This is a genomic window from Peristeroidobacter agariperforans, from assembly GCF_004138335.1.
Classification (GTDB): domain Bacteria; phylum Pseudomonadota; class Gammaproteobacteria; order Steroidobacterales; family Steroidobacteraceae; genus Steroidobacter; species Steroidobacter agariperforans.
In genome coordinates, this window is record NZ_RYFW01000006.1 from 118,263 (window position 1) to 132,713 (window position 14,451).

Sequence of the window (14,451 nt, forward strand, 5' to 3'; positions counted from 1 at the left end):
CTCACCAAGTGCCACCCCCGGGTACATGGATGTACCCCGCCGCTGCAGGCGGCGGGCGAGCGGCACAAGTCTCGTCTTTTGCCGCCTCGCCACGAGGGTCGTGGCAGGATGCCCGATCCCGAGTTTCAAGATGCCTAGAAACTATACGACATTCCGACTTGGAATCGGCGACCCGGTTCGATCAACTCCGTCGGTTTACCGAAGGCCTCGTTGGTCGCACCCCCGAACGGGATGAAGCCGTTGTACGAGCGCGGATCGTAGTTCTCATAGTCGAACACGTTGAAGACCTCGCCAACGATGCTCAAAGCCTGCGAGCGGCCGAATTCGAAGCTCTTCTCCAGCCGGAAATCCAGGCTGCGATAAGCCCACGCGTCGACGCCCGGAATCAGGAACGAGTGTTTCGCAGGCCGGCCGGTAAAGTAGCGATATTGGATCTCGCCGGGGCCGGTGCCCTGCGATTGATCCGTGATCGTGTAACCCGTGCCCGAGCCTAAGGTCAACGTCGAGGACAACTTCATGTCCCACGGCAGCGCGACGATGCCTGTCATCACGATACGGTGCCGCTCATCGCCGCTGGTGGGATGCCGGGGGAAATCGGAGACCAGCGGGTAGTCGAGACTGAACAGGTCGCCGCCCGTTTCCTCTGCCTCGCTGTAGGTGTACGCGAGCGTCATGCCCCACGGCGAAGCCTGGCTGTACGCCTTTTCCAGCGTCACGTACACGCCGTTGTACCAGGTCTGCTTGGCATCGCTGGACACCAGGATGTTGCCGAAGCCGCCGCTCACCGGCGCGCAGCAGCCCTCATCCGGCAGCGGACCGATCAAGCCATCGGGATTGCGGTTGCCGAAGATGTATGTGAAGCCGTGACGGCTGCGATTGCGAGCGAACGTGAGCGATGTCAGCCAGTCGTCGCCGAAGCGCTGACGCACGCCGAGGCTCGCTTGAATCGTTTCTGGAATGCGCGTCTCGCTGTCGATCAGAAAGATCTCCGGATTCGGCGCGACGCCCGAGGCGATCAACTGATTCAAACCCTCGACGCTGAGATAGGAGTCGTTCCACACGATCGTGGGCTGACCGTTGCGCGGCAGGCCGTCCTGCGAGAACTGGAACTTGCGCACGCCCCACTGCAAACGGAAGCGCTCATCGAGAATCTCGTTGTACAACACCCGATCGAAGTAACGACCCACGCCGCCGAAGATCACCGTGCGGTTGTCGTCGAACATATCGAACGAGAAGCCGAGGCGCGGCTGGATCAGGTCGGTCGGGCTGTCACGATCGTTGCCATCGGTGAAGTAACGATCCGGCACGTACTGAGAGGCGGCTGCGCGAATCGCGTCCGGCGTCACATAGTCCCTGCCGAGCAGATCGGTGTCATAGTCCCAGCGCACGCCGAGATTCAATGTCAGCCTCGGCGTGACCGACCAGTCGTCCTGGATGTACAGACCGTATTGCGTGGTATCGCCCGACAGATCGGGATTGCCGGTGCCGTATTCCGCTTCGGCAGGGAACGAGAAGTTGCCGATCTCCGGACGGAACCGGAAGATGGGATTGGAGACCTGGAACTTCTGCACCTCGTAGTCGACCTGACTGATGCGCAAGCCGGTCTTCACCGAGTGACCGCCCAGCCACTCGAACTCGGTGAAGGTCAGGTCGTCCTTGAAGGTGAGCACCTCCTGGCCGATGTTCTGCTTGGTCGAGCCGCCGCCGATGCGAATGATGCCGACATACTCGCGGCCGATCAGATCGTAGTTGACCGGCGTCGGATGCCATTCGTACTTCATGTACAGCAGCGTCGCTTCGTTGGTGAAGCTCTCGGCATCGTAGGTGTGGCCGAACTTGACGGTGCGCACCTCGTTTTGAATGTCGTTCGCGACCTCGTAACTGTTCTGGCCGCTGAAGTCCTTGATGTCGGATTCGTCGCGCAGGCTGAACGACAGATCCATGGTCTGGTTGTACGTCGGCTGGAAATCGATCTTGCCGAAGAACAGATCCTCGCGGAACGGCTGCACGAACGAGCCTTCGTACTGACCGAAGATCGGCGCCGCCGCGGGATTGCCCAGTGTCACGCGCTCGGCGCGATCTTGATCGTTGCCCTCGTAAGCGACGAAGAAGTGCATCTTGTCCCTGATGATCGGGCCGCCGAACGACAGGCCGTATTGTTTGCGCTCGTACTCCGCCCTCGGCTCGCCGGGACGCGCGAAGTCATCCCTCGCGACCAGGCTCTTGTCCTGGTAATAGATGAACGTGTCGCCGTGAAACTCGTTGGTGCCCGACTTCGTTTTAGCCGTGATGATGGCGCTGGACGCCTGTTCGTACTCGGCCTTGAAGTTCTGCGTGATCACGCGGAACTCCTGCACGGCGTTCTGCGGAAACGGATTGCCGCGGCTCGAATCCTGACCGACGACGCCACCGTTGATCACCTGGTTCTTGTAGCTCACGCCGTCGATATAGACGTTGACGGCGTTCGCGGTGAGCGCGCCCGCCTGGAATGTTTTCTCCGTGTCGCGATCGTTGATGCGCACGCCGGGCGCGAGCGCTGCGAAATTGAGGAAGTTGCGATTGCCCTGCGGCAGCGACTCGATCTGCTCGACGCTGATGTTGGTTGCGACTTCCGAGGTGCGCATGTCGACGAGCCGCTCGGCGGTCACCACGACTTCGTCGGTGAGCGCGACCGTTTCGGTCATCGCGTTCAAATCCAGATCGATCACTTGACCGATCGACACGCGTACGGCGCGCGCGGTGGGTTGAAAGCCTTCGCCTTCGATCTTGAGCTGATACGTGCCCGGCACCAGGCCGATCAATGCGTATGAGCCGTTGTCGTGCGTGGTTGCCTGCTTGGTGAAGCCGGTTTCTGAATTCGTGGCAATCACCTGTACGCCCGCCGGCACCGGGTTGCCATTTGCCAACACTCGGCCGCGCACGACCGCACTCGTAACTTGCGCTTCGACGATGCTCGGCGTGATCGCCGAGCCTGTCACAATCACAGACAAGCCCAGGGCCTGCAGAATCCCCCACCGCAACGTCTTCATGGCTGTCCCGTCCTTCTGTCAGGAATGTTCTGCAACGAATCTGCGCCGAAAGAGTTCCGACGTGTTGTCGGAGTGCAACTTTAGAAAAAAAGTGCGGTAGGAAAAAGCTTCAATCGAGCTGATCGCGCGCACGCTCGCGCACGATGAACAGCACCACGCAGGTGATCAGCAAGGCAAGCGCGGCATACGAAGAAACCGCAAGAGGCGTGCCGAATCGTTGTAACAGTGCGGTAGACACCATGGGTGCGATGCCACCGCCGACTATACCGGCCAATGTATAGGCGAGCGACGCGCCGGCGTAGCGCACGCGTGTAGGAAACTGTTCAGCTATGAAGGCCGCCTGCGGCCCATACATCATCGCGTGCACAGTCAGCGCGACGACGATCGCGAGCACGATGAGCGCGGGCTGTCTGGTTTCGAGCAGCGGAAAGAATGCAAACATCCAGATCAGCCCGAGCACGGCGCCGGAGCCATACACGACGCGTCGACCCCAGCGATCCGACAATCCCCCGAACCATGGAATGGTGAGCGCATTGACGACGCCACCCAGCGACAGTGCTGTCAATGCCAGCGTGCGTGACAGACCTAGAACAGTTGTTAAGTAGCTCAGCGAGAACGCCACCGCCAGCGAGTACAACACATCGGGGCCGATACGCACGCCGCCGCCCACGACCAGACTCCGCCAGTGGCCACGCACGACTTCGCTGATCGGCGCCTGCGCTTTCGAGTGCAGCTTCTCGATCTGCTTGAACAGCGGCGTCTCGTCCACACCGACCCGAATCCACAAACCAAACGCCACCAGCGCAACGCTTGCGAAGAACGGCACACGCCAGCCCCATGCGAGGAACTCATCCGGCGTCAGCAGCAAGGTGATCAATGCAATCGAGCCGGTCGCCAGCAGTGTTCCAAGCGATGGGCCCATCTGCGCCCACGACGCATTCCGCCCGCGGCGCTGAGGATCACCGTGCTCCACACTCAGCAACACCGCGCCTGCCCACTCCCCGCCCAGCGCAGCACCCTGAATGAATCGCAGCACAACCAGCATGATCGGGCTGGCGATGCCGGCGGTCGTATAGATCGGCAACAGCCCCATCAACCCGGTCGTCACACCCATCAGCAGCAATGTCGCGACCAGGACGAAGCGCCGGCCATAACGATCGCCGAGGTGCCCGAAGATCACTCCACCGACCGGTCGCGACAGATAACCGACTGCAAACGTCGAAAACGCGAGCAATGTCCCGGAGAGCGGATCGAAGGAAGGAAAGAACAGCTTGTTGAAGACGAGCGCGGCCAGCATGTTGTAGACCGCGAAGTCGTAGTACTCGAGCGTCGTGCCAACGATGCTCGCGGTCGCCAACCGGCCTGCTGCCGGCCGCTCAGCCAAAGCCGCCGCCTCCCGGCGTCTGAATCACGAACACGTCGTCCTGGTCGAGCTGCGCGGTGTGTGTAGCGCCGAAGTGCTCGACTGTGCCGTCGGCGTGTTCGATCCAATTCTTGCCGACCTGCGCGGGATCGCCGCCGTTCAGGCCAAAGGGCGCAACGGCGCGATGATTGGCGAGGATGTTCGCCGTCATCGGCTTCAGAAAACGCACGCGACGTTCGACGCCATTGCCCCCTTTGTGCCGCCCTGCACCGCCCGAGCCCTGCCTGATGCTGAACGCATCCAGCCGCACCGGGAAGCGCCACTCCAGCACTTCAGGATCGGTGAGCCGCGAGTTCGTCATGTGCGTCTGAACCGCATCCGTACCGTCGAAATCCGGCCCGGCTCCGGAACCGCCTGCAATGGTCTCGTAGTACTGATGCTGGCCATCGCCAAACGTGAAGTTGTTCATCGTGCCCTGGCTCGCGGCGAGCACGCCCAGCGCGCCATACAAGCAGTCGGTGACGACTTGCGAAGTCTCGACATTGCCGGCAACAACGGCGGCGGGCGGCTGCGGATTCAGCATGGAACGCGGCGGCACGATGATGTTCAGCGGCTTCAGGCAGCCGGCATTCATCGGAATCTCATCGACCACCAAGGTTCGGAATACATACAGAACGGCGGCGCGTGTGACTGACACCGGGGCATTGAAGTTATTCGACTGTTGAGCGCTCGTGCCGGCGAAGTCGATGGTCGCTGAACGCGTCTGCGTATCGATATGGATGGACACCTTGACGCGTGCGCCGTTGTCCATCGCATACTCGAACTCGCCGTCGTGAAGCGCGTCGATGACACGTCGGACGGCTTCCTCGGCGTTGTTCTGCACGTGCTGCATGTAGGCCTGAACGATCGGCAGGCTGAAATGCGAGACCATCGCTTCGAGCTCGGCAGCGCCCTTCTGGCACGCGGCTACTTGGGCGCGCAGGTCCGCGAGGTTCTGCTCGACGTTGCGGGCGGGATATTTGCTCGAGGTGAGCAGCTTGCGCATCTCTGCTTCGAGGAATACGCCATTCGCGACGAGCTGCACATTGTCGAGCAGCACGCCCTCCTCCTCGATGTGCGTCGAGTTCGCCGGCATCGAGCCAGGTGTCGAGCCGCCGATGTCGGCGTGATGGCCTCTCGCGGCGACGAAGAACGTCGGTTGTTTCGAGTCGGCGATGAAGACCGGCATTACGACGGTGACGTCCGGCAGATGCGTACCGCCGGCGTAGGGGGCATTCAGGACGAAAACGTCGCCTGGTCGCATCGTGGTCGTGCGCCGGCGCAGAATCTCCTGGACCGATTCACCCATGGAACCCAAATGCACGGGCATGTGAGGAGCGTTCGCGATCAGGTGGCCGGCTTCATCGAAGAGCGCGCAGGAGAAATCCAGGCGTTCTTTGATGTTTACGGAAGTTGCCGTGTTGGCGAGCGTCACACCCATCTGTTCGGCGATGGCCATGAAGAGGTTGTTGAACACCTCGAGCAGGATGGGGTCGGCCTGCGTGCCGATCGCATGCTCACGGCGCAGCGGCTGCACTCTTCGCAACGTTAGATGATCCAGCGCCGTGACTTCGGCTTGCCAACCGGGCTCGATCACGATGGTCGTGTTTCTTTCTCGGATCACAGCCGGGCCGGTCAGCTTCGCGCCCGGCAGCAGTGACGTGCGTTCGAAGAATGGCGTTGAATGCCAGGCGTTCTCGAAGTAGACCGGGCGAGAGTCGATCGGTGTGGGCAGTGTCGCGGCCGATGCGACGTTGGTTGCGCGCGTTGGCGCCTGATGTGATGCGCCGATCGCCTCGACGGTGATCGATTCGATGACCAATGCGCGCCCGGACATCAAGAATCCATAGCGTTGCCGGTACTCGTCATAGAAACGTGCGGCCAGCTGCGAGCTCGGGCCGTGCTTGGTTTCTGCTTCCGGCGATAGCAGCAACGTGCTGTCCGTGCCTGCGTACTTGATCGCTAGCTTGCGCTCGACGCGAATGCGTTCGAGCGGCACGCCCTGCGTTAGCAGGGTCTCGCGGGCGGCGGATTCCAGCGTGGCGAATGCAGACTCCAGGCCGGCGAGCACGTCATCGCGCAACTCCGCCTCGACCGCCTGCTGCTTCATCGAGGTCACATCAGCGAGCCCGATACCGTAGGCCGAGAGCACGCCGGCCAAGGGATGGATGTAAACCGTCTGCATTCCCAGTGCGTCGGCCACCAGGCAGGCATGCTGGCCGGCCGCGCCGCCGAAGCACACGAGCGTGTACTCAGTAACGTCGTGGCCGCGTTGTACGGAGATCTTCTTGATGGCGTTCGCCATGTTCTCGACTGCGACCCGAATGCAGCCGGCCGCGATACTCTCCGCACTATGTATGGCCGCTTTACCCGCAACGCTCGAGGTCCCTGCCGAGCCTGCGGCCATCTGAGCTGCCAGCGCTGAGAAGCTGGCCTCGACTACAGCGCCATCGAGCGGCTGATTCCCCTCCGGTCCGAACACCGCCGGAAAGAACTCCGGCTGAATCCTTCCCAATAGAACATTCGCATCCGTCACCGTCAGCGGCCCGCCGCGACGATATGCAGCAGGGCCAGGATCTGCGCCCGCCGACTCCGGCCCGACCCTCAACCTCACACCATCAAATCGACAAACGGAGCCACCACCGGCCGCGACGGTATGAATCTGCATGATCGGCGCTCGCAACCGCACGCCCGCCACTTCGGTATCGAACGCACGCTCGTACTCACCGGCGTAATGAGCAACATCCGTCGACGTACCGCCCATGTCGAAGCCGATGATCTTCCCGAATCCTGCCTCGCTCGCCGCCCGAACAGCCCCGACGATGCCACCGGCGGGCCCCGACAAAATCGCGTCTTTCCCTTGAAACTGGCGCGCATCCGTCAGGCCACCCGACGACTGCATGAACTGCAATCGCACACCCGGCAATTGCGACGCCACCTGCTCCACGTATCGTCGCAACACCGGCGACAAGTAGGCATCGACAACCGTCGTATCGCCACGAGACACCAGCTTCATCAACGGGCTGACTTCGTGCGACACCGACACTTGCGAGAATCCAATCCGGCGTGCGAGCTCGCCAAGCTGTCGCTCATGCTCTGCATAGCGATAACCGTGCATCAACACGATTGCGCAGCTGCGCACACCGCGAGCGAAAACCTCGCGCAGCGACTTCTCCGCCGACGCCGAATCCAACTCGCGAACGACACTGCCATCAGCAGCGATACGCTCGTCGATCTCGACGACTTCTTCATAGAGCAACGACGGCAATTCGATGTGCCGCACGAAAAGCTTGGGCCGGTGCTGATAAGCGATGCGAAGCGCATCGGCAAAGCCGCGCGTGATGAGCAACACCGTGCGATCGCCCTTGCGCTCCAGGAGCGCATTGGTGGCAACCGTCGTCCCCATCTTAACGGCATCGATGCGCTCAGCGGGAATCGGCGCATCGCAAGCGAGTTGGAGCAACTCGCGAATGCCCTGAACCGCAGCGTCGCGATAACGCTGCGGGTTCTCGGAGAGCAGCTTGAGAGTGACCAGCTCGCCGTCAGGACGGCGGCCGATCACATCCGTGAACGTGCCGCCACGATCGATCCAGAACTGCCATCGGCCGGCGCTCCGGCCGCCATCTTGTTGTCCGCATTCCTTCGCAGCGTTCACATTATTTCTTGTTGAGCTGACGCGACACGTCCTCGGCTTTGGCCAAAGCACGCAGCACGTTTTCACCGGCCAGCAGCGTCAGGTCCTCATCGCTCCAGCCACGGCGAATCAGCTCCGCAAACAACGACGGATAGCTGGACACGTCTTCGAGTCCCACCGGCCAATCGGAATTGCCATCGTAGTCGCCGCCGAGACCGATGTGCTTCACGCCGGCCACTTTGCGGATGTGCTCGATGTGATCGGCCACCTTGGCGATGCTGGTCTTGGGCAGCTTCAGCTTACCCATGACCTCCTCGGCGATCTGCTCGGCTTCTTCGACCGACTTGCCCTGAGTGCGACGGCTCAGTTCGGCCATCGCAGGCACCTGGATCTTGGCGACCTCAGGATCGATGAAGCCGGCGACGAACGTCACCATCACCACACCGCCATTCTCCGGCAGGCGCTTCAGAATGCTATCGGGCACGTTACGAGGCACGTCGCAGATCGCGCGAGCCGACGAGTGCGAGAAAATCACCGGCGCCTTCGACACGCGCAGCGCGTCGTCCATCGTGCCGTCGGACACGTGCGACAGATCGACCAGCATGCCGACCTTGTTCATCTCCAGCACGACATCCTCACCGAACTTGGTGAGACCGCCATGTTCGGCCGGCTTGGCGGCCGAGTCCGCCCAGTCCAGATTCACATTGTGAGTGAGCGTCATGTAGCGCACGCCCAGATCGTAGTAGGCGCGCAAGGCGCCCAACGAGTTCTCGATGGCGTGGCCGCCCTCCATACCCATCAACGACGCGATGCGACCCTCACGGTGCGCGGCGCGAATGTCCGCAACGCTGCTTGCGAACTGAAGCTTGGGATAGCGTTCGATCATGCGCCGGGCGATATCGATCTGCTCGAGCTGGGTGCGAGCAAAGCCGGTGCCGATTTCGCCAGGGATGTAAACCGACCAGAACTGCGCGCCGACGCCGCCTTTATCCAGGCGCTTGAGATCGGTTTGCCCGGTCACCGTGCCGTTCAGATCGTAGGCGGCCACATCGCCGGGCGCCTTCTTGTCGGTGCGGATGGCCCACGGCAAATCGTTGTGGCCATCGACCAGAATCACTTTCTTGAGCAGCTGACGCGCGTGCGCGAGTGCCTTGTCCTCATCGGCATGGGCCGTGCTCAGCGCCGCGAATGCCACCAATCCACAGGCGGCCAGCAGGCCCCGTCGCAGTTTCGTCATCGTGTCCCCTAATGTTTGTGAGTCAGGCGAATTCCACTCGCCCCGGCTTGATCGGCGCCGGCGCCTCGCTCTCCGGCGCGGGCAACTGCACCTTCACGCAGTTCCGCCCGGCCCGTTTTGCGTCATACAACGCCGCGTCCGCCCGTTGCAACATGGTGCTGGGCGTATCGCCGGTCGATTTCGCCATGGTCAATCCGATGCTGACTGTAATGCGACGATCCTTCAGCCATCGTCGCGTATCGATGCTCATCACGCTTTCGCGGAAACGCTCCGCCAGGCGATACGCCCGGTCGTAGTCCGCGCCCGGAATCGCCACCACGAACTCTTCGCCGCCGAGGCGGCCAATGAAAGCCGGCTCGTGCACATCCTCGCGCAGCTCCCGGGCGACCGCCTTCAGCGCCTCATCGCCTTCGGCATGACCGTGCTGATCGTTGATGCTCTTGAAGTCATCGATGTCGATGATCAGCATCGCACAGCTCGGCGGATTCGGCTGTTGCAACAATGGCGCAAGTCGCGACAGCACGGCGCGACGATTCGGCACGCCGGTCAGCTCATCGGTCATCGCCAGCGTGCGCATGCGGCGGGTTGAGCGCCACTGGTGCCAGGCCAATAGTCCCAGCAGCACGATCAGGACGACGGTCAAAACGATCACTGCTCTTTGCCAATTGCGCGCGCGCTGGCCTTCGGCCAGGGCCAGCTGGTTGGCGCGATTCTCACGGACCAGCAAGGCGTTCTCTTTTTCCTTGGCCGCAGTGTCGAACTCCACCTTCAAGGTCGCGAAACGCTGATCAACCTGATTGCGGAACATGCGCTCGGACGTTTCCTGCGCATTGAGCAGATGCGCGTAGCCCTCGCGCCAGTTGCCCATGTCGGAGAGCACCGCCGCGAGCTCACCATAGGTTGCACGTAGTTCGCTCAATGAATCAGCCTGGCGGAACACAGTGAGTGCTGCCTGCAGTGCTTCGGCACTGGCCGGCAACTGTCGCAGCCGATGCAGCGCCACGCCTCGCGCCAATTGAATCTGCGCGTTGAGGCGCGCGTCCGGCGTCTGCCGTTGCAAGACCATCGCCTGTTCGAGCGTCTGCAAAGCACCGTTTGGGTCGCCCTTCGCGTTCTTGACCGCCGCCAGGCCACGCAGTGCATACGCTTCGCCACGCGGATAATTCAGCTGACGGTTGATGTCGTAGGACTCTTGAAACGCCGCTTGCGCCGCGTCCCACTCGCGCAGGTTCTCATGAGCTCGACCCAAGTTGTGAAGCGTCACGCCCTGCTCGCGATACATGCCGGCCTCGCGCTGAACCTTGAGCGCCTGGTCATACATGTGTCTCGCCTGGGCGTAGTCGCCCATGCGGTTGTAGAGAATCGCGATGCCATTCAACGCGGTGAGCGAATGGTGCGGCAGGTCGAGCTCTTCGTAGAGCGCCTGACCCCGCTTCAAATCGGCGAGACCGGTCGCGTACTGGCCTTGCAAGCCGAGCAGATAGCCGCGGGCGAACAAGGACGCCGCGAGCATTTCATCGTCCTGGGTGCGTGTCGCGACGGCGACGGCCTGTTCGTAGAGCTCGCGGGCGCGGGCGTTTTCGCTGACGGTCTCCAGGATTGTGCCTTCGCAGTTGAGCACGCCCGCTTCCAGGCCGCGACGGGTCGCCTGCGGTAGCAAGGCGCGAGCTTTGGCGACTTCGGCTTCGGCGGCCGCCTTGTCTCGCTCGGAGAGGTGATCGCACAGGAGCAACCGCGCCCGGATCTCCAGGTCGGCGTTCGGTTGGTTGGCGAGAATCTTCAGCGCCGCCTGGGTATCCCGGACGCTGTCTTCGGGCCTGGCGCGAACCGCGGCGGCAGCCCGATCGATGTAGGTTTGAGCGGGATGCGGCTTCGACGCTGTTTCTGTCGGGCGCGAGTCGGCCGCCCGCACCGTCCCTGCCACAGTCAGAATTGCGACGGCCAGCAACAGGCACGCCGTCCGGATGAGAGTGAGAAGTCGCAAGCCCGAGGATTCGTTGGTAGTCGATAAGGGCCGGTCCTGCGCATCCTTGCGCTCCCGGCATTCGGGCACCCTGCCCAGCACGAGTCGCGATGGTATCGGCTTCCCCGCCCGGCCACCACCTTCACCCTCACAAGGGACAAAAGAAAAGCCCGTGCGCCGGGTCGCGGCGCACGGGCGGACCGGATTAAGTCACGCTGCCGGTTACAGGCCCAGGCCGATCCGTCGACCGGACCCCGGTGGCACACAGGTATATGTCACCTCCTGACCGGTCGTGGCGGCCAGGGCCCGCAATGAGGCGTCGGTGCGACGAGTGCCGTCGGCGGCCACAAAGTCGCCGGCCGCCGCATCCAGCAGATAGCCCTTCACGCTGCCGGCGAGCGCCACCTTGGCGACCAGGTCGCACTCCTTCGTCGCTCCACCCAGCTCCTTGGACACGAAGTTCGCCTTGGCCCGCTGGATGAGCAGGTTGATGCGCGAGTTCACGGCGCTGGCGTTGGCATTGGTGAGAGTGACTTGCTGACCGACGACCGGCGCAAGGTCGCTGTCGAACGCGAGCATGAACTGCACTACGTCCCGCCGGGTGGCATCCGGATTGAGGATCGGGAAGCCGGCGTTCAACTGCGGGTTGAACACGACCGCCGTGAAGAAACGGAACAGCGTGTCGACCGAGCCGTCGTTGACAAAGCCGAAGCCCCGGATCTGGTTGCCCATGTTGCCGGTGTCAGGCGCACCAAAGAAGTTCACGCGTGGCGCCCCGAACATGCCGACCTTCGTATACATGTTCCGCAGATGCGGGATCTTCACGATCTGCGTGATGCCTTCGAAGCTCGCCGCGCCGCCGGTGCCGAAGAAGCCCGACGCCGGATCGAGACGATGGCAGCCTTCGCAGTTGAACGCGGTGTCACCCGGGATGATGCCGCCGAGAATCGGAATCTCGATGCCGTCCGAGGGCCGCGAGCCGACATAGAAATTGCGCCCGCGTGTCTGGGCGGCGTTGAGCGAATTATCCAGCGCACGCACCGGATTCGGCGGCGGCAGCACCTTGAGCTGGAAGTTGGTGAAGCTTTGCATGTCGGCGTTGCTGGGCAGACCGTCGCGGCCGAGCAGCCCTTCGAAAGCCACGATGAAATTATTGAATGAAAGATTGCTGTCGAGCGGATCGCTGCCGAAGTGGCCCGTCGCCCGGTCGCCGCGCCAGTGCATGGCGCCGGCGTTGCGCAGCCCGCGCAAGGTCTGCGTGGTCATCGGGCCCTTCATCGGATGGAATTCTTCGACGTCGTCGCTGCCGTTGATGGGCGTGCGCACGCCAAACAGCGTCTTGCCGATGGCGATCTCCAGATCGCTGGTCAGGTTCTTCGGCAAGGGATTGTGCGTGACTACGTCGTCCGGGTTGCCCAGATCCCACGCGAGATCGTCCACGTCACCGAAGATGTGGCAGCTGGCGCACGAGGCCTCGCCATTGGCCGACAGCACAGTGGCGTCGTAGAGCTTCGGCCGGCCTTGCACGACCGCGGCCGGCTCGGGATTCGGCAAGGTCACGGCCGCGACCTGCGCACGAGTCGTCGTGTCGATGACTTTCACCGAGTTGTCGAACCGCGTCGTTACATACAATCGGCCGCGCGACTCATCCAACACCAGGCCGCTCGGGCCGCCGCCGCTCACATTTATATAGTTGGCGCTGGCCGTGCGCGGATTGAATGTATCCGCCTCGAGCGCTGCGGTACTGAAAACACCGATACGGCTGGAACCGAACGCGGCGACGTAGAGCGTCTGGCCATTGCTGGTCACTGCCATGTCGAGCGGCGTCGACAGGCTGTGATTGCGCGCGGTCGGATCGAAGCCCGACTCGTTGGCGAGCTTGGTGTAGTCCAGATGTTTGTTCAGGTGCCGAGGGGTGACCGTCGAGCCGGAGATCACGGTGATGCGCGTCTCCGCCAGGTGACCTTGCACCGTCTGACCGGCGAACTCGCCCGGCCCTTCGAAGCGCTGCAGGTTGAACGCCTCGGTGTTGGAGACATACAGCTTGCCGGTCGCTGGATTGGCGATCATGTTGAACAGTGTCGTGCCGACGTGCGCATAGCTCGCGGTCTGCGACAAGGTGCGTGCGTCCACCGCGAACACATCGAGATCCGGCAAGCGGAATCGCACGGCGTTGTTCCAGTTGCGGCCGAGTTCGTCTTCCCAACGGCCGCTGGCGTTATTGAACTTCACGATGAGGCCGGTCTCCGGAGCCCGCTTGCCTTCGAAGTTCGTCCCCGGGCCGGGATTGCCGCCCGGCATGATGGACAGGTTATCGACGAGACACGGCACGTTGGGCCGGAAGCCGTCGCACACCATGGGTTCCAGGATCGTCGTGGTCTGGTTGCCCGACTTGAACGCCGCGACGTACACGGTGTTCTTATCCGGGCTCACCGCCAGGGCGCGCGGCGTATCGCTGAAGAAGTTCAAGATTCGCACTGGCGTGCCACCGACGGTGTTGCCCAGGCTGGTCGGGTCGAACACCCAGACGTCGTTGCGGCCGATGCCCGGTGTGATCAATTGCGGATCGCCGGCACCCGTCACGCTGCTGATCGAAGCATCGGTGCGCTGTTGTCCGCGGTGCGCAGTCGTGATGAACGCCCTCACAGGCGAGCCGGCGAACACGATGTCACGCGGCTCATCACCAACGAGCAGCGTCCGTGTAACTCTGGGCGTGCCGCTCAGCGTGACGACACTGATGCTGTCGGAAAGATGATTGACGACCCACACCTCGGAGTCGTTGCGAGCCGCGACCGCCACCGGCTCCAGGCCGACCGGCACTCGCGCCCGCAGCGCCAGTCCGCTCAAGGTGATGTCGAAGACCTCCAGCGTGTTATCCGGCGTGTTCGTGACGAACAAGCGCGTGCGATCGGGCGACATCGCGACCGGTCGAACGTGTCCGGACTCGAAGGCGACAAAGTTGGGCGCCTGGGCTAGCGCGCCGTGACTCGCGAACAGTGTTGCGCAGAGTAGAACTGCGCGCCCCCATGCCGTCCTGGCCTGGGAGCACATGGCTTTGCTGCACATGGCTGGTGACTCCCCCTCGTCGATGGCGTCGTGAAGTGATGGCCCGCTGTGGTTCAGCGGATGACGCGGATGCTAGGCGGCTGCATAATCGGAACGCCCCCTTCGATCGGAGGGGCGGCG

At 62.6% G+C, this 14,451-nt stretch carries 6 protein-coding genes; all 6 read right to left on the reverse strand.

Annotated features, from left to right (window positions below; translation table 11 throughout):
• Positions 1-134 precede the first annotated feature (134 nt).
• On the reverse strand, positions 135-3,029 hold the full coding sequence (locus tag EK373_RS29765) for a TonB-dependent receptor (protein WP_129648752.1): 2,895 nt from the start codon (positions 3,027-3,029) through the stop codon (positions 135-137).
• Positions 3,030-3,138: 109 nt separating this feature from the next.
• Positions 3,139-4,386: an MFS transporter gene (locus EK373_RS29770; RefSeq protein ID WP_198683752.1), complete on the reverse strand. Its 1,248-nt coding sequence runs from the start codon at positions 4,384-4,386 to the stop codon at positions 3,139-3,141.
• A gap of 19 nt (positions 4,387-4,405) precedes the next feature.
• Entirely contained in the window at positions 4,406-8,086 is a 3,681-nt protein-coding gene (locus EK373_RS29775) for a hydantoinase B/oxoprolinase family protein (protein WP_129648756.1), read from the reverse strand.
• A gap of 1 nt (position 8,087) precedes the next feature.
• The gene (locus EK373_RS29780) at positions 8,088-9,302 is read right to left on the reverse strand and encodes a dipeptidase (RefSeq protein ID WP_129648758.1); all 1,215 of its coding nucleotides are present in this window, start codon (positions 9,300-9,302) and stop codon (positions 8,088-8,090) included.
• A 22-nt stretch (positions 9,303-9,324) separates the two neighbouring features.
• A complete protein-coding gene (locus EK373_RS29785) occupies positions 9,325-11,286 on the reverse strand; it encodes a diguanylate cyclase (protein ID WP_129648760.1) in 1,962 nt (653 codons plus the stop codon).
• Between the two features lie 201 nt (positions 11,287-11,487).
• On the reverse strand, positions 11,488-14,331 hold the full coding sequence (locus EK373_RS29790; protein ID WP_129648762.1) for a hypothetical protein: 2,844 nt from the start codon (positions 14,329-14,331) through the stop codon (positions 11,488-11,490).
• Between the last annotated feature and the right edge of the window lie 120 nt (positions 14,332-14,451).

What these genes read in the sequence shown, in the direction of transcription:
- EK373_RS29780 (WP_129648758.1), bottom strand. Translation starts at nt 9,302, where the DNA reads ATGACGAAACTGCGACGGGGCCTGCTGGCCGCCTGTGGATTGGTGGCA.
- EK373_RS29765 (WP_129648752.1), bottom strand. Translation starts at nt 3,029, where the DNA reads ATGAAGACGTTGCGGTGGGGGATTCTGCAGGCCCTGGGCTTGTCTGTG.
- EK373_RS29790 (WP_129648762.1), bottom strand. Translation starts at nt 14,331, where the DNA reads ATGTGCAGCAAAGCCATGTGCTCCCAGGCCAGGACGGCATGGGGGCGC.